This is a genomic window from Zestomonas insulae (assembly GCF_016901015.1).
Classification (GTDB): Bacteria; Pseudomonadota; Gammaproteobacteria; order Pseudomonadales; family Pseudomonadaceae; genus Aquipseudomonas; species Aquipseudomonas insulae.
Genome location: NZ_JAFEUP010000004.1, coordinates 275,957 through 297,060 on the forward strand (window position 1 = coordinate 275,957; position 21,104 = coordinate 297,060).

Here is a 21,104-nt window from a genome sequence, read left to right on the forward strand (position 1 = left end):
CCAGGGACCTCAGGCGCAGCCGGGGCCGGCCTTGTTGTCGCGCCGCGTGTCCATCCAGCGGATCACCTGTTCGTGGAACTCCGCCGGCGCCTTGCGCGCAACGCGGCGCACCAGGTCCAGCACGGTCTGCTGGGCGAGCGCTTCTTCCATGCGTTTCTGCGCGGTGAGCATCACCGCGTGCACCGAGCAGGTGCCGCTCAGCGCCCAGTCCGGCGGCGAACCGTCGAACACCGCGCAACGACCGCGAATCTGCCGGCATTCGAATATCTCCTTGTTGCCGTCGATCGCTCGCACGATGTCCAGCACGCTGATCTCGTCGGCCGGCCGCGCCAGCTTGAAGCCGCCGCGCACGCCTTCGGTGGCGACTACCAGGTTGGCCTTGGCCAACTTGGTGAACACCTTGGCTAGCAGCTCCTGCGGCACGCCTTGCAGCTCGGCGAGCGCGCGCACGCTGGAGTCGCGGCTGTCGCCCTTCTCGTCGGCCAGCAAGAGCAGGCAGTGGATTCCATACTCCACGCCAGCGCTGTAAAGAGACATAGATAACTCCGACAGAATTAGTCGTATTAGTTTGCGGGCGAATCCGCGCAATCGCAAGGAATCGGTGCCCGGACCGACCAACGCTGCATGCCGCACATCTATAGACAGCCGTCGAGCTGGCCATTTCCAAATGCGCACCGACTGCCTCGACCACAGCATGGCGATGAACGGTGGCGTTCAAAAGCAGAAACGCCTTGCTCGAATTAACTGCGACTCTTATAGTCGTAGTTACGAGATGAGGCATGCAGACAACCACCCACTGTCATGCCCTGCCCCACAGCGGCGTCGATGTACTCGTTCAAGCCCTATTTTTCCTATAGAGAGACAAGAACATGAAACAACGCATTCTGATCGTCGGTGCCGGTTTTGCTGGTATGTGGAGCGCCCTGAGCGCGGCTCGCCTGCTCGACCTGCACGGCCACACCGCGACCGAGGTGGTGGTTCTCGCGCCGCAGGCCGAGCTGCGTATCCGTCCGCGCTTCTATGAGCCGAATGTGCACAAGATGACTGCCCCGCTGGACGACCTGTTCGCCGCGGTCGGCGTGACCTTCGTCAAAGGCATCGCCGAGCGTATCGACGTCGATGGCAAGCGCGTCGAGTACCGTGACGAACAGGGCCACAGCGCCGCGCTGGACTACGACCGCCTGATCCTCGCCAGCGGCAGCAGCGTGGTGCGCCCGAACCTGGCGGGCATCGAGCACGCCTTCGATGTCGACCACATCGACCAGGCCGTGCGTCTGGAACAGCACATTCAGAGTCTCGGCCAATTGCCGGCATCGCCTGCCCGCAACACCGTGGTGGTCGCCGGCGGCGGCTTCACCGGCATCGAGACCGCCACCGAAATGCCGGCCCGCCTGCGCGCCGCGCTGGGCGCCGACGCCGATGTACGGGTGATCGTGGTCGATCGCGGCAGCAAGATCGGCAAAGCGCTGGGCGATGGTCCGCACACCTTGATCGCCGAAGCGTCCGAGGAGCTGGGTGTCGAATGGCGCCTGAACAGCTCGGTGGCCGCAGTGGATGCCGATGGCGTGACGCTCGCCGACGGCCAACGGATCGAGGCGAAAACCGTGGTGTGGACGGTGGGTGTGCGCGCCAGCTCGCTGACCGAGCAGGTGCCGGCCGAACGCGATGCGCAGGGCCGCCTGCACGTCGACCGCAACCTCAAGGTACTCGGCCAGCCCGACATCTTCGCCACCGGCGATGTCGCCTACGCGGTGGTCGACGATGCCGGCAACTACGCACTGATGACCTGCCAGCACGCCATCGCCCTCGGCCGCTCGGCGGGCAACAACGCCGCCGCCAGCCTGCTCGACGTCGCGCCGATCGCCTACAGCCAACCCAAGTACGTGACCTGCCTGGACCTCGGCGCCTGGGGTGCGGTGTTTACCGAAGGCTGGCAGCGCGAGGTCAAGTTCGTCCGCGACGAAGGCAAGCGGATCAAGACCGAGATCAACGGCGTGTGGATCTACCCGCCGGCCGCCAACCGCGCCGAAGCGCTGGCCGCTGCCGACCCGCTGATCCCTGTGGTTGCTTGACCCAAGCGCACCACCCGGTGCGCTACCTCAATGCCCCGAGCGTCGTCTGACGCTCGGGGCATTTTTCTGTCCACCCGGCGGAGTTACAGGTTGCGGGCGATCACCAGGCGCTGCACATCGCTGGTGCCTTCGTAGATCTGGCAGACCCGCACGTCGCGGTAGATGCGCTCCACCGGGAAGTCCTTCAGATAGCCGTAGCCGCCGAGGGTCTGGATCGCCGCCGAGCAGACCCGCTCGGCCATTTCCGAGGCGAACAGCTTGGCCATCGAGGCTTCGGTCAGGCACGGCAGGCCGGCTTCGCGCAGCGCGGCGGCGTGGTGGACCATCTGCCGCGCCACGGCAATCTGCGTGGCCATGTCCGCCAGGCGGAACGCCACCGCCTGGTGTTCGATGATCGGCTTGCCGAAGGTCTGCCGTTCGTGGGCGTAGTCGCGCGCCGCCTCGAACGCTGCACGGGCCATGCCCACCGACTGCGCGGCGATGCCGATGCGCCCGCCTTCCAGGTTGCTCAGGGCGATACGGTAACCGGCGCCCTCTTCATCCAGGCGCAGCGCGGCCGGAATACGCACCTCGTCGAGCTGGATCTGACAGGTGTCCGAGGCGTGCTGACCGAGCTTGTCCTCGACCCGCACCACCTGATAACCGGGCGTGTCGGTGGGCACGATGAAGGCGCTGATACCCTTCTTGCCGGCCTGCGGATCGGTGACGGCGAAGACGATCACCATCCCGGCGTGGCTGCCGGAGGTGATGAACTGTTTGCTGCCGTTCAGCACGTAGTGGTCGCCGTCGCGGCGCGCACGGGTACGCAGGTCGCTGGCGTCGGAGCCGGCCTGCGGTTCGGTGAGGGCGAAGGCGCCGATCATCTCGCCGGCGGCCAGCGGACGCAGGAAGCGTTCCTTCTGCTCGTCGGTGCCGTACTTGTAGATCGGCATGCAGCCGACCGAGTTGTGCACGCTCATGATGGTCGAGCACGCGCCATCTCCAGCGGCGATCTCCTCCAGGGCCATGGCGTAGGCCAGGTGGCCGGTCTGCGCGCCGCCCCACTCCTCCGGCACCAGCATGCCGAGGAAGCCCAACTGGGCCATCTCGCGCAACGCGTCGGCGGGGAAACGATGCTCGCGGTCCCAGTCGGCGGCGAAGGGTTTCAGCCGCTCCTGGGCGAACTGGCGGGCGACGTCGCGGATCTGGATGTCCTGCTCGGACGGAATCATCGGTGCTTCTCCTTCAGTTCAGGCGTTCGATGGCCACGGCCGTAGCCTCGCCACCGCCAATGCACACCGACGCCACGCCACGGCGCAGGCCGTACTGGCCGAGCGCGTTGAGCAGCGTCACCAGCACCCGCGCGCCGGACGCGCCGATCGGGTGGCCGAGGGCACAGGCGCCGCCGTGCACGTTGAGTTTGTCGTGGCCGATGTCCAGTTCGCGCATGGCCACCATCGGCACCACCGCGAACGCCTCGTTGATCTCGAACAGGTCCACCTCGTTGAGCGCCCAGCCGGTGCGCGCCAGCAGGCGCTGGATCGAACCGACCGGTGCGGTGGTGAAGAGGTTCGGCGCCTGCGCGAACGACGCATGCCCGGCGATGCGCGCCAGCGGCGTCAGCCCACGCTTCTCAGCTTCGGACAGGCGCGTCAGCAGTAGTGCGGCGGCACCATCGGAAATCGAACTGGCGTTCGCCGCGGTGACGGTGCCGCCCTCGCGGAACGCCGGCTTCAGGGTCGGAATCTTCTCCGGACGCGCCTTAGGCGGCTGCTCGTCGCTGGCGATGCTGACCAGTTCGCGCCCGGCCTTGGCCTCCACCGCGACGATCTCATCGGTGAAACGCCCCTCGGCCATGGCCCGCTGCGCGCGGGTCAGCGAGGCGATGGCGAAGGCATCCTGCTGCTCGCGGGTGAAACCATAGGCCTGCGCGCAGTCTTCGGCGAAGGTGCCCATCAGGCGGCCCTTGTCGTAGGCGTCTTCCAGGCCGTCGAGGAACATGTGGTCGAGCACCTTGCCGTGGCCCATGCGGTAGCCGGAACGCGCACGCTCCAGCAGATAGGGGGCGTTGGACATACTTTCCATGCCGCCCGCCAGTACCACCTCGGCGCTGCCGGCGCTCAGCAGATCATGGGCGAGCATCACCGCCTTCATGCCCGAGCCGCACATCTTGTTCACCGTGGAGCACACCACGCCGGGGTCCAGGCCGGCGCCGAGCGCCGCCTGGCGCGCGGGCGCCTGGCCCTGGCCGGCCTGCAGCACGCAGCCCATGATCACTTCATCGACCGCATCGACCGCATCGACCTGCAGCTTGGCGCGCTGCAGCGCGGCGCGGTTGGCGGCGGCGCCCAGTTGCGCGGCGCTGACGTCTTTGAAGTCTCCAAGAAAGCCGCCCATCGGCGTGCGCACGGCACTGACGATGACGATCGGATCGGATTGGCTGTTCATCTCTACTCCTCCTATCGCCAGGGCGGCCGCACTGGCGATGCAATGCATAGAGCAAGCTGGGCTTGCCGATGTAACTGGTGCGGGTCGCACCCTCTGGATCCCCGCCTACGCGGGGATGACGGAGCCAGCGGACAGCTGCGCCTTTTTCCCGTCATTCCCGCGCAGGCGGGAATCCAATCAACCAACTCAAGGCCAAGTGGCCCCTACTTCGCCGCCATGCGGATGGCGCCGTCGAGGCGGATCACTTCGCCGTTGAGCATGCTGTTCTCGACGATGTGGCGCACCAGCGCGGCATATTCGGCGGGACGGCCGAGGCGCGGCGGGAACGGCACGGCCGCGCCCAGCGAATCGCGGACCTCCTGCGGCATGCCGGCCATCATCGGCGTCTCGAAGATGCCAGGGGCAATGCACATCACGCGGATGCCGTGGCGTGCCAGCTCGCGGGCGATTGGCAGGGTCATGCCGACCACCCCGCTCTTCGAAGCAGAATAGGCCGCCTGGCCGATCTGCCCGTCGAACGCCGCCACCGAGGCGGTGTTGATGATCACCCCTCGTTCGCCTTCGTCGTTCGGTGCGCCCTGGGCCATCGCTTCGGCGGCCAGGCGCAGCATGTTGAAGCTGCCGACCAGGTTGATGCTGATGGTCCGCGCGAAACTGTCCAGGCCATGCGCGCCATTGCGCCCCAGCACCTTCTCGGCCGGCGCCACGCCGGCGCAATTGACCAGACCGTGCAGGCCACCGAAGGCCTCCAGCGCGGCGGCCACGGCGGCGCGGCCATCCTCTTCGCGACTGATGTCGGCTTTGACGAAGCGCGCATTGGCGCCCAGCTCCGCGGCGCGGGCGGCGCCCGCTTCGGCATTGATATCCACCAGCACCACCTTGCCGCCCTGCCCCAGCAGCTCGCGGGCGGTGGCGAGGCCGAGACCGGAGCTGCCGCCGGTCACCAGGAATACGGAATTCTCGATACGCATGACGACTCCTTGGGATCAGTGAGCGGCGGCCGCCTGGGCCTTGGCGATTTCCTGGTTGCGCAGCAGGAAACGCTGAATCTTGCCGCTCGGGGTCTTGGGCAGTTCCGCGACGAACTCGATTTCGCGCGGATAGGCGTGGGCGGACAGGCGTCGGCGCACATGCTGCTGCAGCGCCTCGGCCAGACGGGCATCGGCACTGTAGCCGGCATGCAGGACGACGAAGGCTTTGACCAACTCGGTGCGCTCCGGATCGGGCTTGCCGATCACCGCCGCCTCGATCACCGCCGGGTGCTCGATCAGCGCGCTCTCCACGTCGAACGGGCCGATCCGGTAGCCGGAGGTGGTGATCACGTCATCGGCGCGGCCGACAAAGCTTATGCTGCCGTCGTCGTTCAGCTCGACGGTATCGCCGCTCAGGTAGTAGTCGCCGACGAACGCCTTGGTCGGCATACCCAGGTAGCCGGGGAACCAGAACATTGGCGAACGCGGCATGTCGAGGGCGAGGATGCCGGGCACGCCGGGTGGCAGCTCGCGCTGCTGCTCATCGAGCACCACCACGCGGTGGCCGGGCATGGCGAAGCCGGCGGCGCCGATGCGCACCGGATGCGCGAGGGCGTGGTGATTGCACAGCACCATGCCGGTTTCGGTCTGCCCGTAGTGGTCGTGGATGGTGCAGTCCAGTCCCTCGGCGAACCAGCGGATCACCTCCGGGGTCAGCGGTTCGCCGGCGCTGCTGACGGCGCGCAGCTGGCCACGTAATGCCGCCTGCACTTCGTCGCGGGCAGCTAGCAGCAGGCGATACGCGGTGGGCGAGCCGGCCAGGTTGGTGATGCCATAGTCGCGGATGATCCGACAGGTGCTTTCCACGCTGAACGCGCCTTCGTAGAAGGTCGTGGCGTGGCCCATGGCGAGCGGGCCGGTGACCGCGTAGTAGAGGCCGTAGGCCCAGCCCGGATCGGCGAGGTTCCAGAAGTTGTCTTCGGGGCGCAGGTCGATGGCGTCGCGCATGTAGCTGACGAACGCGACGATGGCCTTGAGCGGCACCGGCAGTGGCTTGGCCAGCCCGGTGGTGCCGGAGGTGAACATCATCAGGAACGGATCGTCGGCGCTGCGCAGCACCGGTTCGAAGGTGACCGGCTGGCGTTCCAGTTCGCGCCAGAAGTCGTCGCCAACGGTGAGCACCGCGGGCGCGCCCTCCACTTCTTCAAGCTTGGGTCGATTGGCGAGGTCGGTGACCACCAGCTTGGAGCCGGCGCCCGTGACCCGATGCTCGATGGCCTTGGGGCCGAACGCGGTGAACAGCGGCTGGTAGACCGCCCCGATGCGCCAGGTACCGAGGATGCTGATCAGCAGTTCCGGGGTACGCGGCAGCATGCCGGAAACACAGTCGCCGGGCCGCACGCCCTGGGCCTGCAGGTAGTTGGCGAAACGCGCCGCTGCGTCACGCAACTGGGCGAAGGTCCAGATCGCGCGCTCGCCGTCGCGGCCCTCCCAGTACAGGGCGATTCGCTCGCCGTCGGCATGCCGGTCGCAGCATTCGACGCAGGCGTTGAGCGCATCCAGTCCGCCGGCCAGGGTGGCGGCCGCGTTGCTGGCGTAATCGAACTCGCGGGCAGTGCTGAAGTAGTCACGCATCGGGTGGCCTCCGGGTTGTTCTTGTTGGAGTCCCCGGATGGTCGCGCCGCCGGGCGGGAGCGGCAATGTCGAAAGGTATCAACCTGTGTGAGCGGAATGGACAAGGGCGGGTGCGGACCTGCATTCGCGAATGAATTCGCTCCTACAGGGGGCCGGAAAGCTGGGAGGTGTCGGTGCACATCACCCCTCTCCCGCTTGCGGGAGAGGGGCTGGGGAGAGAGATCAGACGCGGAACTGCTGCATCAGCCCCTGCTGATGGTTGGCCAGCTTGTTCAGCGCCTGGCTGACCTGCGCCGACTCCTCGGCCTGGCCGGACAATGACTCGGTGACGTCGCGGATCGCCGCCACGTTGCGGTTGATCTCCTCGGCCACCGCGCTCTGCTCCTCGGCGGCGCTGGCGATCTGCAGGTTCATGTCGGTGATCACCGTCACCGCCTCGCCGATGCGCTGCAGGGCCACCACGGCCTGCTCGACCTGCTCGACGCTGCCCTGCGCCTGGCGGTGGCTGCTGTGCATCGAGCCGACCACTTCGCGAGTGCCATGCTGCAGGCCTTCGATCACCTGGCGAATCTCTTCCACCGAATCCTGGGTGCGCTTGGCCAGGTTGCGCACCTCGTCGGCGACCACCGCGAAGCCACGCCCGGCCTCGCCGGCACGCGCTGCCTCGATGGCGGCGTTGAGCGCCAGCAAGTTGGTCTGTTCGGCGATGGCACGGATCACCTCGAGCACCGAGCCGATCTGCTCGCTGCTGTTGGCCAGGCCCTGCACCTCCTCCATCGCCGCGCTCATCTCGCTGGCCAGCTGCTCGATGGCGCTGGTGGTACGGCCGATCACGCCCAGGCCCTCGCGGGTCGCATGATCGGCGCCGCGTGCGGCATCGGCGGCCTGGGCGGCGCTGCGCGCGACGTCCTGGGCGGTGGCACTCATCTCGTTGGAGGCAGTGGCGACCTGATCGACCTCGCGGTACTGCTGCTGCATGCCGGAACTGGTCTGGCTGGCGATCGCCGCGGACTGGTCGGCGGTGCTCCGCGCGTCCTGTACCGAGCGCTTCACGTCAGCGATCACCGGCTGCAGCTTGTCGAGGAAGCGGTTGAACCAGCCGGCCAGCTCGCCGAGTTCGTCGTGGCGCGCATAGTCGAGGCGCCGGGTCAGGTCGCCCTCGCCGCTGGCGATGTTCTTCAGCATGGCGGCCACGCCGAGGATCGGCCGGGTCACCCCGCGGGCGGTCAGCCACACCAGCAGCAGCCCGGCCACCGCGGCGGCGACGCCGAACAGCAGCTCCAGCCAGGTACCTTGGGCGTTGCGCGCATCCAGATCGGCCTGCAGTTCGAGCGCCGGTTTGAGCAGGGTCTGCATCGGCACATCGAGCAGCACCGCCCAGGATTTGCTGTCGGGAATCGGCTGCAGCGGCGCAAGCACCTGCAGGCGCTCGTTGGCCTGTTGCTCGTGAGCCTGGCCCTGGCGCTGCAAGCTCAGGAGCGCGGCCGCTTCGTCCGGGTAGACCTTAGCGAGAGTCTGGCCGAGCTGGCCGGCATCCTCGCTGTAGCCGGCGAGCAGGCCAGCCGGGCTGAGGATGCTGATCGCGCCCTGGTCCTGGTACAGGCTCTGGCTGCCGCTGGCCGCCAGTTGCTGCAGGTTGCTCAGGCTGATGTCCATGCCGACCACGGCGAGCAGACGACCGTCCTCGATCACCGGGAAGGTCAGCGTGGTGATCAGGGTCTTCTGCCCGGACGCGTCGTCGAAGTACGGGTCGAGCAGGCAGGGCTTGAGAGTCTGTTTCGGACAATTGAACCAAGTGTTGAACGGGCTGCCGTCGAGCATCGGCGTGGCGTCGCTGATCATCACCTCGGTCGGCGCCAGGCTGCTCAGGTTGCCGCCGCGCTGCGCCCAGTAGGTGGAAAAGCGCCCCACTTCGTTGCTGCCCAGTTCGGCGCGGTTGACGTACAGCGCATCGTTGCCATCCAGGGCGTTCGGTTCGAACACCAGGTACAGGCTGAGCAGCTGCGAGTTGGCCTGAAGCGCCTCCTTGACCTGCTCGTGCAGCTCCGCGCGCAACGCCTGGCCGTCGAGCTGCAGCTGCTGCGCCTGGCGGCGCTGCTGGAGCACCTGGCGGGAGAAGTTCAGGCCGTCCTGATAGGCCGCCATGAAGTAGCCCTGGATGGTCAGCGCCTGCACCTTGCCCTCGCCCTGCATGCGCTCACGGGCCGAGGCCTCAAGCATCTCCGCGCTGGTCGCCTTGACCAGCGCGGTGCCAGCGCCCATCCGGTATAGCGACATACCGATGAGCACGGCGACGATAGCCAGCAGGCAAAGGCCGGTCAGCAGGGTGATCTTCCACTGGATGGAAAGTCGGTTGAGGAGCATGGGCAAGGGTCCTGTACTTCGAATCGGCAATGGCGCGCGAATGTCTCGCGCGTGTGTATATAGCGGCCAGAAGCGCCTTCAACTTGAGTCGGGATGAAACAGCGCGCGGTACTGTCCCGGCGTTGCACCGGTCCACTTCTTGAACGCCTTGTAGAAAGCGCTGGTATCGGCAAAGCCCAGCTCGAAGGCCAGCTCGCTGAAATTGCCCTCGCCGGCGTCCAGGCGCGCCAGGGCCAGGTCGCGGCGCACCTGGTCCTTGAGGCCCTGGTAGGACTGGCCTTCCTGGGCCAGCTTGCGGCGCAGGGTCGACGACGCCATGTAGAAATGCCCGGACAACGCCTCGACATCCGGCCAGCGTTCCGGCTTGAGGCTGCGCAGGTAGGCCTTGATCCGCGCCGCCAGGCTCTGCGGGTCGCGGTAGCGCACCAGGATGTTCGCCGGCAGGCCGCCGAGGAAGCGCTTGAGGTCGCGCTCGCTGCGCCGCAGCGGCAGGTCCAGGCAATCGGCGTTGAACAGCAGGCGGCTCTGCGGCCGGGCGAAGCGCAGGTTGGTGGTGAACATCACCCGGTAATCCTCGGCGTACTCCGGTGCCGTGCAGCGCAGATCGACGGCGAGAATCGGAATACGCCGCCCGGCCAGCCAGCACAGCAGGCCGTGGACCATCAGCCACAGGGTGAAGTAGGCAAACGCGCGACACTGGCTGCCGGCCGGCTCGTCGAGGCTGATCTCGGCCAGCCCGCCGCGCCGCTGCAGGCGCGGCGCGAGGCCGTCGAAGATCAGCGCGAGGAAGCGCAGGCTGGCGTTCAACGCCGCGCCCACGGTGGCTTCCTTGACTGCCGCGCGGGCCATGAAGGCGTAGCTGCCGGACTTCATGCGCCGCACGTTCATGCCGAAGAATTCGTCGTCCATGGTCTCGGCGATCAGCAGCCAGAGTCGCGCATAGTGCTGCGAGGAAACCCGCGCAGCGGGCCGACTGAGCAGCTCGCTGGCGATGCCGGCCCGGCGCAACAAGGCGTCGGCGTCACGCCCACGCCGACGCAGCTCGACCAGGGCCTCGTTGACCAACTGGACGGAGATGGTGCCTTTCTCGCTACTGGGCTCGGTCATGCCAACGCACGGCTTCCTGGATCGTGATGGGCTGTCCCTCACCCTACGCGGGCCGCCCTAGCCCTCTCCCAAAGGGAGAGGGAACTGGTCGGCGTGCCCCCGATAGGCGTGCCCCCGATACATCGCAGCAGTCTCGGGCAACGCCCCCCTCTCCCTCCGGGAGAGGGCCGGGGTGAGGGAACGCGTTCAGCGTATCGCGGTGACATTGCCCGGGGGGGGAGTGAGTTCCTCGATGCTGATTTCGCGCATGCGGAATTTCTGGATCTTGCCGGTGACGGTCATCGGGAAGGCATCGACGAAGCGGAAGTAGCGCGGCACCTTGAAGTGCGCGATACGCTCCTTGGCCCAGGCGCGCAGTTCATCCTCGCTGGCGCTGTGGCCGGGGTGGAACTTGATCCAGGCCACCAGTTCCTCGCCGTACTTGCTGCACGGGATGCCGATCACCTGCACGTCGGCCACCGCCGGATGGGTGAAGAAGAACTCCTCCAGCTCGCGCGGATAGATGTTCTCGCCGCCGCGAATGATCATGTCCTTGCTGCGCCCGACGATGCACACGTAGCCGTTGTCATCCATCGAGGCGAGGTCGCCGGTGTGCATCCAGCGCCCGGCGTCGATGGCGTCGGCGGTCGCCTGTGGGTTGTTCCAGTAGCCGAGCATCACGCTGTAGCCACGGGTGCACAGCTCGCCGATCTGCCCGCGCGGCACCAGCTTGCCGTCGGCATCGACAATCTTGCTCTCCAGGTGCGGCTGGGTACGCCCGACGGTGGTCACGCGCAGCTCCAGCTCGTCGTCCGGCCCGGTCTGCAGCGACACCGGACTGGTCTCGGTCATGCCGTAGGCGATCTGCACCTCGCTCATGTGCATTTCGCTGATCACCCGGCGCATCACCTCGATCGGGCAGGTCGCGCCGGCCATGATCCCGGTACGCAGGCTCGACAGGTCGAAGCTGGCGCGCTGCGGATGGTCCAGTTCGGCGATGAACATGGTCGGCACGCCATACAGCGCGGTGGCCTTTTCCTCGGCCACGGCGGTCAGGGTGGCCAGCGGATCGAAGGCGTCGCCCGGGTAGATCATCGTCGCGCCGTGGGTCAGGCAGCCGAGGTTGCCCATCACCATGCCGAAGCAGTGGTACAGCGGCACCGGGATCACCACGCGATCGACCTCGGTCAGGCCGAGACTCTCGCCGACCATGTAGCCGTTGTTGAGGATGTTGTAGTGGCTGAGCGTGGCGCCCTTGGGGAAGCCGGTGGTGCCGGAGGTGTACTGGATGTTGATCGGGTCGTCGAACTGCAGGCTGGCCTGACGCTCGGCCAGGGCCTCATGGCTCACCGTGGCGGCGCGTTGCTGCAGGGCCGGCCAGGTCAGAAAGCCGGCCGGCGCGTTGGCCGCCAGGCTGACCACACCGCGCAGCTCCGGCAGGCGCTCGCAGCTCAGTTCGCCGGGCACGGTACTGGCGAGTTCCGGCAGCAGGCCGAGGAACATCGCGTGGTAGTCGGACGTCTTGAAGGCGTCGGCGCAGATCACCCAGCGGCAGCCGGATTGCTTCAGCGCGTACTCCAGTTCGCTGCTGCGGTAGGCCGGGTTGATGTTGACCAGGATGGCGCCGATCTTGGCGCTGGCGAACTGGGTGATGCACCACTCGGCACAGTTCGGCGCCCAGATGCCCAGGCGGTCGCCGCTGGCCAGCCCCAGGGCGAGCAAGGCGCGGGCATGCTGTTCGACCGCGTCGCCCAGCTCGGCCCAGCTGTAGCGCAGGTCCTGATGGCGTACCACCAGCGCCTCGCGCTCGGGGAACTGGGCGACCGTGGCGTCGAACGCCGCGCCAATGGTCATGGCGAGCAGGCTCTTGTCCTGCCGCCCCCGGGTGTAGCTCTGGTGATTCATGGCTGTCCCTTTTTGTCTTTGTACTGGGATCGACTCAGCACCGCGCACCCTCGCCATGGGGCGGGAGTCGGGTCACGTACTCGGTTTACTTACCTTTACGTTAACGTAAAGGTAAGTAAACCCTGCTGCTCTGTCTAATGACCAATTGGTCGTAGTGGCGGATTGCTTATTGCCGCCGTCCGCGGCGTGCCAGACGGCAAAAAAAGGGGCGAACGGGTCGCCCCTAAAGCATGGAGACGTCGGTTGCGCGGCCCTAGCGGATGAACACCTGGGTGGTGGTGATCGCCATGTCGCCGCCTGGCAGCTTGATGTTCTTCACCTTCTCCAGGCTGTCCGGATCGAACACCGCGATGTCGTTGAAAGTACCGGCCAGGTACAGCTTGCTGCCCTCGGTGTTGAAGGCGATGCAGTAGTAGGAGTGATCCAGATTGGCCGCCTTGAGCAGCTTCTGTTCCTTGATGTCGTACTTGGCTAGGCGGTTGAGCACGCCGAACATCTGGTTGGGGTCCTTCGGCGAGCGCAGGCCGGTGAAGTACAGCTCGGTCAGCGGGGCGAAATCCTGCACCGTGCTCTTGCCGGTCTTCAGGTCGATGCTCACGTAGCCGTAGATGTAATCGGCAGTGGCCAGGTCCTGCTTCTCATCCTTGAACTTGGCCGTGGTGTAGAGCATCGAGAACTCGTGGAACGGCGTCTGGTGCGGCCAGAAATACAGCACGTCCGGCGCGCTGTAGAGCGGCCGCTTCCAGTTGCGGCCCTGCACCGCGACCTCGTACTTGCCGGTCTTCACATCCATCTTGTAGATGTCCGGGCCAGCGATATACAGGGTGCCGTCGTCGCCGGTGCGCATCAGGTACAGCTGGCGCGGCACCGGGTAGCTGCGCACCGGTTTGGCGTCGAGTCCGGCGCTGGTGTCGTAGACCACCAGGCGCGGCTGTTGCACCACGTAGTGGTCGTTGAGCATCTGCGTGGGATTGACCGTGGTGTACAGCTCCTTGCCGTCCGGGCTGAGGGCGAAGGAGAACATCGAGCGCGCCTTCTCGCCTGGATTGACCGACAACTTGGCGTGGAACACCGTCTTGCAGTCGTCCAGGTCGACGCCGTACAGGTCGCCGAAGTGGTTGTTGAGCAGGAACGCGGTCTTGCGGTCCGGCGCCATCATCGCGGTGCCGGGACCGAAGGCGTCGGGCAGCTTGCAGGTCTTGTACAGGCTGTCGGTGGCCAGATCGACCACGTGCAGGTTGTTCGGATAGTTGGTGGCGATCAGGTACTCGTGACCGCTCTTGAGCGCCGGGCCGGCTTCCGCGGCGACCGCGCTCGGCGCGCCCAGCGCCAGGCCGATCGCGGTGGCGGCGCCAAGGATGGCCAGACCGATGCTGGTGGCAGCGAGACTGCCGGTGAACTGAAGCTTCATAGCGATACCCCTTTTATTCTCGTCGCCGGGTTATTTGTCTTTCGGGAACACGGTGCCGAGGTTGCGCCAGTCGTCCTGGGAGTTCTGCGCCTGGGCGTTCCAGTCGGGGTAGGTGCTCATCATGTCGGGCACCTGGGCGGGCCACCAGCATGGGTCGGAGCAGCCGTACAGGTCGGCCTCCATCGGCTGGCACAGCGAGGCGATGCCACCGAAGGCATCCACTTCCCAACCCGGGTCGGTGGTCGCGGTGCAACCGGCCACGGCACTCATGGCCAGAACTTCTTCGACGCGATCTTCGGCTGCGGCTTTATCGAGCATTTGTGCTTTGTTGTTGAGCGGCTTCAGATGTTTCATATCAGTGCGCCTTCCGCGGAGTGATGTAGCTGCTGATGAAGGCCGGATTGGCCGACAAGATCCGGCTGTAGACCTCGATGCCGAAGTCCACCCAGTCGCGCATCAGCTCGCAGTAGTGATAGGTCGGGTGAGTGGGATCGCCGTAGCGGGCGTAGCTCTCGTGGTAGCAGCCGCCAGAGCACAGGTTGCGAATCCGGCAGCTCTCGCAGCCGGTGTTGCTGCGATCCAGACGCTGCGAGAGGAAGTCGTTGAGCTCGACCTGCTTCACCCCGCTGTGCACGTTGCCGAAGGTCGGCAACGACGAGCCGGTGAAGCGGTGGCAGAGGTTCAATTCACCCTCGTGATCGACCGCCAGCATCTTCAGCCCGGCGCCGCACGGCAGGGCTTTCTTGTGCCCCTCGTGGATGTCGGTGATCAGCTGATGCAGGTTGGAGAAGCCTATATTGCGGTGCTCCAGCGCCGCTTCCAGGTACCGCCGGCCGAGCGCCTTCATGTTGGCGAACACCTGCACCAGCTCCTCGCCGGTCAGGTTGAAGCTGCTGATGTCACCCGAGGTGACCGGGGCGAAGCCGACTTCGGCGAAGCCCAGCTCGTTGAACAGGTGATCCCAGATCGTCTCGACGTCGGTGATCCCAGTGGTCAGGGTGACCCGCGCGCCGACCGGACGGCTGTTGTAGCGCTCCAGCAGCATCATCGCCTTGCGCCGGACCACGTCGTAGGTGCCCTGCCCGCCCACGGTGATGCGATTGCGATCGTGCACGGTCTTCGGTCCGTCGATGCTCACCGACAGACCGAAGCGATGCGCGTTGAGGTAATCGACGATTTCCTCGGTGAGCAGCGTGGCGTTGGTGGTCATCACGAACTCGACGAACTTGCCGGCCTCGGCGAAGCGCCGCTCGCAGTAGTCGACCATGTGCTCGATCAGCGGACGGTTGGAGAGCGGCTCGCCACCGAAGAACACCACGGTGTAGCGCTCCTCGTCCGGCGACTCCTTGAGCAGCATTTCCACCGAAGCCTCGGCGGTTTCCGCGCCCATCTTCTTGCCGGCCGAGGGTTTGGCCAGGTCTTCCTTGTAGCAGTAGGTGCAGCTCAGGTTGCAGCCGGTGTTGACGTTCAACACCACGGTGTTCAGCGCCGTGCGCTCGACGCGCTTGACGGCGATCTCCGGAGTCAGCGGCGAACCGTCGCTGACCAGCTCCAGCGCGATCAGCTCGCGCAGGGTTTCATTCACTTCATTGCCGGCGAACCGCCCGGCCAGCCGCTGCACCAGATCCTCCGAGGAGCAACCCTGCTGGCGCAGGGCGTCGATGATGCCGCCGGTGAGTTCATCGGAGGCGAACAGCGAACTGCTCGGGATGTGGAACAGCAGACGGTCGGCGTCGACCTGCACTTCATGCAGGTTGCGTTCGACCAGATTCAAGATAGCGCCCATGGCGTCCTCCCGGAATTGTGCCCAATCGTCGTTGCCCATCTGGGCGGCGCAGCGCCGCCCGTGCCCATGCGGCTATGGCAGCGGCGGGTTGTTCCAGCGTTGCACGGTGACGATCAGGTGACCTTCACCGGTCTGACCGCCCTCTTCGAGCTGGGCGATGACCTTGAGGTTGCCGGCGTTGTTGGTGCCCATCTTGCGTTCCGGATTCGGCCCGGCGCCGGCCGGTACGAAGATGCCGTCAGCCTGCATCTGCCCGGCGAACTTGACGTCCTCGTCCTCCTTGGCGCGCTCGTCGAACGGCTCGACCGACCACTTCGCCGGCAGGTAGCCGATCCGGTAGGCCTGGCCATCGGCACCCTTGCCCCAGGCCTCGGCCTCGAAGCGGCCCTGCACCTTGGGCGTGGAGCCGCCGTTCTCGCCGATGCGGGCGATGGAGAATTCCGGCACCACTTTGACTTCACTGACGGTTCGGTAGACCGCCAGTTCGACGCCTTTCAGGTCGCCCAGGCTCACCGCACGCGGACCGTTGGCGGCATCGGCGGCGGCCTTGACCTTGACCCGCACGCGCTCCGGAGTCTGCTCCAGCACCTGCAGCACCTCGACGCCGGCACCGAACGCCGGCTTGCCGGCCAGGCCACTGCCGACCAGGGTCAGCTCGGCTTCGCTGCCGGCCTTCAGGTGGCTCGGCTGCACGGCCAGCAATTTGGCGGTGCCGGCCTTGGCGGCGCTGAAGTCCAGGCCGCGCTCGTCGTGCTCGGCCTCGAACATGCGCCCTTGCATCTCGCCATTCAGCACGCTGAACACCTGACGCAGGTTCAGTTCACCGACCTTGACGTTGCCGCGCCATTCGTAGCCGTTGTAGAGGATCGCCGAGCCGCTGCCGTCGAACGGCGTGCCGTCGGCGTACTGGCCTTTGACGCTGACCTTGAAGGTATCGCCCGGCTCGGCGCTGACCGTCATCACCCCGCGCACGTCGCCCTTGGTGAGCATGTGGCCGCTGAAGCTCCACTGGCCTGGCAGCGCGGCGGCGTTCGGCTTGGCCTTCTGCCAGTCGGTCCAGGCCGCGTTGTCCAGCGGGAAGCGCTTGGCGAGGTCGGGGACCATTTCCTTGAGGGCGAGATCCAGCCAGTCGCGGTCGCGCGACTGCGCCTGGTACTCGAGGGACGGCCACTGGCCGAGGTGGAAGTTGACCAGGTGTTCCCATTCTTTGGCCGGGCGGCGCTGCAACGCGACCCGCGCACCGGAGTGGCAACGCCCGCACATCTGGCTGAGCTTGTCGTCGAACTTCTCCACCGTGTTCAGGCGGCGCTCCATGGCGTAGCGCACGCCTTCGGTCTCGCTCGGCGCCAGGCCCTGCTTGTCGGCCAGGTACTTGACCAGCGTGCGACGGTCGTCGTCGCTGATCTGCAGGCCGTGCATCACTTGCATGCGCGCAATGCTCATCAGCCAGCCTTCCGGCGTCTTGCGCTGGTGGCTGATGCGGCTGAACGAGTTGTTGCCTTCGGGGATGTGGCAACCCATGCATTTGGAGTTGAGGATGGCGGGCCCATCCTGGGCGGCGTGCGCCTGGGGCTGCAACAGCATGCCCATGGCCAGGGCCACGGTGCTGGTGCCCAGGAAATGCCGGAGTCGAGTCGTCTTCAAGGTCAGACCTCCACGGTGTTGTTCTTATGGTTTTGCAAGGTGCAGCTGCGACGGCAAATACACTTTGTGTGCCATGCGCTGAAAATCCCTTTCGCCACAACGTCTTAGGGCGAAAATCGGGGGATTTCGGGGGGCCCGGCAGGCGGCCCCGGCGTCTAATTTCGCGACAGACTGTTCCAGCCTGAGACAAGGCCCGTCTGCCACCAGATAAAGGTAGACCCTGCGACTGTTCCAGGGCCGTCTCAGCAAGTCTCAAACTGCAACAGCGCGGCTGATGGGCGAAGCCTCAGCGTCGATAAAAAACACTGTTCTTTCAGTCGTTTACCGCTGAAAAAGCGCCTTGGCATGGGGGTTGCGACAGCGCCGAACAACTCCAATGAACAGAGGCTCGACGTCCATGCTTGCTGACCTGCCCATCCTCCCGCAAACCCGCGCCTTCCTCAGCCGCAAACGGCAGATGCTGATTGGCGAGCAATGGCAGGATGCCGCGAGTGGCAACACCATGAGTTTCCGCAACCCCGCCACCGGCGAGGTGCTCGGTGACGTACCGTCGGCCGGTGCCGAAGATGTCGACCGCGCCGTGCAGGCCGCGCGCCAGGCGTTCGACGATTCGCCGTGGAGCCGCCTGCGCCCGCGCGAACGGCAGAACCTGCTGTGGAAACTCGCCGACCTGATGGAACGCGACGCCCAGGAACTCGCCGAGCTGGAATGCCTGAACAACGGCAAGAGCGCCGCCGTGGCCCAGGTCATGGACGTGCAGCTGGCCATCGACTTCTTCCGCTACATGGCCGGCTGGGCAACCAAGATCGAAGGCTGCACGGTGTCGCCGTCGTTGCCGCTGATGCCCGACGAGCAGTTCCACGGTTTCATCCGCCGCGAGGCGGTCGGTGTGGTCGGTGCCATCGTCGCCTGGAACTTCCCGCTGCTGCTGGCCTGCTGGAAGCTCGGCCCGGCGCTGGCGACCGGCTGCACCGTGGTGCTCAAGCCCGCCGACGAGACCCCGCTGACCGCCCTCAAGCTCGCCGAACTGGTCCTCGAGGCCGGCTACCCGGCTGGGGTGTTCAACGTCATCACCGGCACCGGCCTGAATGCCGGCGTCGCCCTGACCCGCCACCCGGGCGTCGACAAGCTGACCTTCACCGGCTCCACCGAAGTCGGCAAGCAGATCGGCAAGGCGGCGATGGACAACATGACCCGCGTGACCCTCGAGCTGGGCGGCAAGTCGCCGACCTTGGTGCTCGCCGACGCCGACCTGCAGCAGGCCGCCGCCGGCGCCGCCAACGCGATCTTCTTCAACCAGGGCCAGGTGTGCTGCGCCGGCTCGCGCCTGTACGTGCAGCGCAAGCATTTCGACAACGTGATCGCCGACATCGCCGGCATCGCCAACGGCATGAAGCTCGGCAACGGCCTTGACCCCAGCGTGGCGATGGGCCCGCTGATTTCCGCGCGCCAGCAGGAGCGCGTCAGCGGCTACATCGAACTCGGCCGCGAACTTGGCGCGACCATCGCCTGCGGCGGCGAGAGCTTCGGCCCCGGTTACTTCGTCAAGCCGACGGTAATCGTCGACGTCGACCAGAAGCACCGTCTGGTGCAGGAGGAAATCTTCGGCCCGGTGCTGGTCGCCATGCCGTTCGACGACCTCGACGAGGCGGTGCGCCTGGCCAACGACAACCCCTACGGCCTCGGCGCGAGCATCTGGTCCAACGACCTCGGCGCCGTGCACAAGATGATTCCGCGCATCAAGTCCGGCTCGGTATGGGTCAACTGCCACAGCGCACTGGACCCGGCGCTGCCGTTCGGTGGTTACAAGCTGTCCGGGGTCGGCCGTGAAATGGGCGCGGCCGCCATCGAGCATTACACCGAGCTGAAATCCGTGCTTATTCGCCTGTGACCTTGCCGGCGGGCGCGCCTGCGCCCGCCCCGCTGCACCCTCCAGAACAATAATGACAGGAGCAACGCAATGCCCACGACCCACCGCACCCCCGCGCCGCTGCGCACACCCCTCGCCCTGGCGCTGGCCACCGGCTGCGCCCTCGCCAGCCTGAGCAGCTCCGCCTATGAGCTGTACAACCAGGACGGCAGCGTGCTCAACGCCGACCTCGAGGCGGTATTCGGCATCATGCACAGCGACGAGAGCTACGCCATCGCCGGCACCCGCAGCCCCGGCAGCGTCGCTTGGCGCGAGGGCTACATCAAATACGGCCTGAGCGGCAGCCAGGCGCTGGCCGGCGCCGGCAGCCTGTACGGCGCCTTCAACCTGGTCAGCTCCGGTACCTGGGGCGACGGAGACGCCGCCGGCTTCACCCTCGGCAGCGAACGCCGCACCGCGGTGGAAGGCGCCTACCTCGGCTGGCGCTCCGGCGACCTGTTCCCGGCGCTTGGCGAGGACGGCGTGGACATCTCGGGCGGCCGCCAGGTGCTGAAGATCGGCGACGGTTTCCTGCTCAACGGTGACTCGGTGAACTTCGGCGATGCCGATCTCGGCGACGACTTCGACCGCGGCGGCGCCTACTACCTGGCCGCCCGCAAGGCCTTCGACCAGACTGGGGTGCTGCGCCTCGGCGGCGCCAAGGGCTGGCGCGGCGACCTGCTGTGGCTGCAGTCGGACAACCGCGCGCAAGCGGAAACCGAGCTGGCGGCACTCACCGTCGAGCACGTGGCGGACATCGGCACCCTCGGCGTCGACTGGATTCGCACCCTCGACGTCAACGAACGCTTCGCCAGCGAAGCGCAACTCGAGCGCAAGGACATGGACACGGTCAGCGTACGCGGCACCGGCGGCCTGGGCGTCGAGAACCTCAACCTGGCCTTCGAGTACGCCACCCAGGACCGCGACAGCGGGCGCGAGGACGCCTGGTTCCTGGAAGGCTCGTGGACCTTCGCCGACGTGGCCTGGAGCCCCACCGCGACCTACCGCTACAGCCGCTTCTCGGAGGCCTTCGACCCGCTGTTCTACGGCTTCAGCCGTGGCTATGGCACCTGGTACCAGGGCGAAGTGGCGGCCAACTATGCCGGCCCGTTCAACAGCAACACCGCGGTACAGCACGTCGGCCTGAAGGCCACTCCGCGCGAGAACGTCACCATAGGCGCGCTGTTCTTCGACTTCGACACCCTCGACCGCGACCTCGGCGATCTCAGCGGCCGCGAGCTGGACCTGTATGTCGAATGGGCGGTCAACGACCATCTGGTGGTCAGCCCGCTGGTGGGCTTCTACAAGCCGGAAAGCAGCGCCGACGAGGGCGGTGTGCAACTCGGCGGCGACGACCTCAACAGCTACCTACAGCTGACGGTGGCGACCTTCTTCTAGGGCCAAGCGGCGTCACGCAGCGGGAGCCTTCGGGCTCCCGCGCGCGTTTTAGGCACTGCCGTGGCGGTTGCGACTGGCCTGCACGATGCGCTGCGCCGGCACGCTCAGCTGCTGCAACAGGTACGCGGCGAACGCCGGGGCATAGCCCTGCAGCGCGATGGCCTGCGCCATGCAGTCCAGCCAGGCGGTGCTGTGGGTCTCGTCGATCGGCCATTGCGCGTGGAAGGACGGAATGGCGATCGAGCCGTACTTCTCGCTGAACAGCCGCGGCCCGCCGAGCCAGCCGCTGAGAAAGCAGGCCAGTTTGTCGCGCGACTGTTCCAGGCTCTCCGGGTGCAGGCGACGAACGCTGGCCGCCGCGCTGCTGCTGTCCATGATCCGGTAGAAGTCATCGACCAGCCGGCGGATGCCGTCGATGCCACCCGCCGCCTGGTAGGACGCGTCACCAACACCGAATGTCATAGGGGGCCTCTCAAGCTAAAGCGCGATTGTAGCG

General features: G+C 66.5%; 16 protein-coding genes. 3 read left to right on the forward strand and 13 right to left on the reverse strand.

Features of this window, described 5'->3' with window-relative positions; translation table 11 throughout:
• Positions 1-9: 9 nt before the first annotated feature.
• Positions 10-537: an RrF2 family transcriptional regulator gene (locus JQX08_RS14735; protein WP_205349155.1), complete on the reverse strand. Its 528-nt coding sequence runs from the start codon at positions 535-537 to the stop codon at positions 10-12.
• A gap of 332 nt (positions 538-869) precedes the next feature.
• Between JQX08_RS14735 and JQX08_RS14740 the strand changes: the two genes are divergently transcribed.
• Positions 870-2,072: an NAD(P)/FAD-dependent oxidoreductase gene (locus JQX08_RS14740; RefSeq protein ID WP_205349156.1), complete on the forward strand. Its 1,203-nt coding sequence runs from the start codon at positions 870-872 to the stop codon at positions 2,070-2,072.
• Positions 2,073-2,155: 83 nt separating this feature from the next.
• On the opposite strand, the gene JQX08_RS14745 is transcribed toward JQX08_RS14740, so the two are convergent.
• The 11 genes from JQX08_RS14745 to peaA form a co-directional block, all read right to left on the reverse strand.
• Positions 2,156-3,283, reverse strand: coding sequence for an acyl-CoA dehydrogenase family protein (locus JQX08_RS14745; protein WP_205349157.1), 1,128 nt, complete (start codon positions 3,281-3,283; stop codon positions 2,156-2,158).
• 13 nt (positions 3,284-3,296) lie between these two features.
• A complete protein-coding gene (locus JQX08_RS14750) occupies positions 3,297-4,499 on the reverse strand; it encodes an acetyl-CoA C-acyltransferase (protein WP_205349158.1) in 1,203 nt (400 codons plus the stop codon).
• Positions 4,500-4,702: 203 nt separating this feature from the next.
• Positions 4,703-5,470: a 3-hydroxyacyl-CoA dehydrogenase gene (locus JQX08_RS14755; RefSeq protein ID WP_205349159.1), complete on the reverse strand. Its 768-nt coding sequence runs from the start codon at positions 5,468-5,470 to the stop codon at positions 4,703-4,705.
• A gap of 15 nt (positions 5,471-5,485) precedes the next feature.
• Positions 5,486-7,105 carry an acyl-CoA synthetase gene (locus tag JQX08_RS14760; protein WP_205349160.1) on the reverse strand — a complete coding sequence of 540 codons (1,620 nt, stop codon included), beginning with the start codon at positions 7,103-7,105 and terminating at the stop codon, positions 5,486-5,488.
• Positions 7,106-7,327: 222 nt separating this feature from the next.
• Complete coding sequence (locus JQX08_RS14765) at positions 7,328-9,469, reverse strand: methyl-accepting chemotaxis protein (protein ID WP_205349161.1); 2,142 nt, start codon at positions 9,467-9,469, stop codon at positions 7,328-7,330.
• A 78-nt stretch (positions 9,470-9,547) separates the two neighbouring features.
• Positions 9,548-10,576 carry an AraC family transcriptional regulator gene (locus tag JQX08_RS14770; protein WP_205349162.1) on the reverse strand — a complete coding sequence of 343 codons (1,029 nt, stop codon included), beginning with the start codon at positions 10,574-10,576 and terminating at the stop codon, positions 9,548-9,550.
• Between the two features lie 186 nt (positions 10,577-10,762).
• Positions 10,763-12,460 (reverse strand): AMP-binding protein, encoded by a 1,698-nt coding sequence (locus tag JQX08_RS14775; RefSeq protein WP_205349163.1) that lies wholly within the window; start codon positions 12,458-12,460, stop codon positions 10,763-10,765.
• A 253-nt stretch (positions 12,461-12,713) separates the two neighbouring features.
• Complete coding sequence (gene peaD, locus JQX08_RS14780; RefSeq protein WP_239482189.1) at positions 12,714-13,871, reverse strand: quinohemoprotein amine dehydrogenase subunit beta; 1,158 nt, start codon at positions 13,869-13,871, stop codon at positions 12,714-12,716.
• Between the two features lie 30 nt (positions 13,872-13,901).
• Positions 13,902-14,225, reverse strand: coding sequence for a quinohemoprotein amine dehydrogenase subunit gamma (gene qhpC / locus JQX08_RS14785; RefSeq protein WP_205349164.1), 324 nt, complete (start codon positions 14,223-14,225; stop codon positions 13,902-13,904).
• Between the two features lies 1 nt (position 14,226).
• Positions 14,227-15,657 carry a quinohemoprotein amine dehydrogenase maturation protein gene (peaB, locus tag JQX08_RS14790; RefSeq protein ID WP_205349165.1) on the reverse strand — a complete coding sequence of 477 codons (1,431 nt, stop codon included), beginning with the start codon at positions 15,655-15,657 and terminating at the stop codon, positions 14,227-14,229.
• A 72-nt stretch (positions 15,658-15,729) separates the two neighbouring features.
• Positions 15,730-17,301 carry a quinohemoprotein amine dehydrogenase subunit alpha gene (gene peaA / locus JQX08_RS14795; RefSeq protein ID WP_205349166.1) on the reverse strand — a complete coding sequence of 524 codons (1,572 nt, stop codon included), beginning with the start codon at positions 17,299-17,301 and terminating at the stop codon, positions 15,730-15,732.
• Between the two features lie 397 nt (positions 17,302-17,698).
• Here peaA and JQX08_RS14800 point away from each other — a divergent pair, with 397 nt between their 5' ends.
• Both JQX08_RS14800 and JQX08_RS14805 read left to right on the forward strand, forming a co-directional pair.
• A complete protein-coding gene (locus JQX08_RS14800; protein ID WP_205349167.1) occupies positions 17,699-19,192 on the forward strand; it encodes an aldehyde dehydrogenase family protein in 1,494 nt (497 codons plus the stop codon).
• 99 nt (positions 19,193-19,291) lie between these two features.
• Positions 19,292-20,608: an alginate export family protein gene (locus JQX08_RS14805; protein ID WP_430472540.1), complete on the forward strand. Its 1,317-nt coding sequence runs from the start codon at positions 19,292-19,294 to the stop codon at positions 20,606-20,608.
• A 48-nt stretch (positions 20,609-20,656) separates the two neighbouring features.
• Here JQX08_RS14805 and JQX08_RS14810 read toward each other — a convergent pair whose 3' ends face one another.
• Complete coding sequence (locus JQX08_RS14810; RefSeq protein ID WP_205349168.1) at positions 20,657-21,070, reverse strand: group II truncated hemoglobin; 414 nt, start codon at positions 21,068-21,070, stop codon at positions 20,657-20,659.
• Between the last annotated feature and the right edge of the window lie 34 nt (positions 21,071-21,104).

Bases quoted from the DNA above. Each gene is read 5' to 3' on its own strand.
- JQX08_RS14735 (WP_205349155.1), bottom strand. From the start codon at position 537: ATGTCTCTTTACAGCGCTGGCGTGGAGTATGGAATCCACTGCCTGCTC.
- JQX08_RS14740 (WP_205349156.1), top strand. From the start codon at position 870: ATGAAACAACGCATTCTGATCGTCGGTGCCGGTTTTGCTGGTATGTGG.
- JQX08_RS14745 (WP_205349157.1), bottom strand. From the start codon at position 3,283: ATGATTCCGTCCGAGCAGGACATCCAGATCCGCGACGTCGCCCGCCAG.
- JQX08_RS14750 (WP_205349158.1), bottom strand. From the start codon at position 4,499: ATGAACAGCCAATCCGATCCGATCGTCATCGTCAGTGCCGTGCGCACG.
- JQX08_RS14755 (WP_205349159.1), bottom strand. From the start codon at position 5,470: ATGCGTATCGAGAATTCCGTATTCCTGGTGACCGGCGGCAGCTCCGGT.
- JQX08_RS14760 (WP_205349160.1), bottom strand. From the start codon at position 7,105: ATGCGTGACTACTTCAGCACTGCCCGCGAGTTCGATTACGCCAGCAAC.
- JQX08_RS14765 (WP_205349161.1), bottom strand. From the start codon at position 9,469: ATGCTCCTCAACCGACTTTCCATCCAGTGGAAGATCACCCTGCTGACC.
- JQX08_RS14770 (WP_205349162.1), bottom strand. From the start codon at position 10,576: ATGACCGAGCCCAGTAGCGAGAAAGGCACCATCTCCGTCCAGTTGGTC.
- JQX08_RS14775 (WP_205349163.1), bottom strand. From the start codon at position 12,460: ATGAATCACCAGAGCTACACCCGGGGGCGGCAGGACAAGAGCCTGCTC.
- peaD (WP_239482189.1), bottom strand. From the start codon at position 13,871: ATGAAGCTTCAGTTCACCGGCAGTCTCGCTGCCACCAGCATCGGTCTG.
- qhpC (WP_205349164.1), bottom strand. From the start codon at position 14,225: ATGAAACATCTGAAGCCGCTCAACAACAAAGCACAAATGCTCGATAAA.
- peaB (WP_205349165.1), bottom strand. From the start codon at position 15,657: ATGGGCGCTATCTTGAATCTGGTCGAACGCAACCTGCATGAAGTGCAG.
- JQX08_RS14800 (WP_205349167.1), top strand. From the start codon at position 17,699: ATGCTTGCTGACCTGCCCATCCTCCCGCAAACCCGCGCCTTCCTCAGC.
- JQX08_RS14810 (WP_205349168.1), bottom strand. From the start codon at position 21,070: ATGACATTCGGTGTTGGTGACGCGTCCTACCAGGCGGCGGGTGGCATC.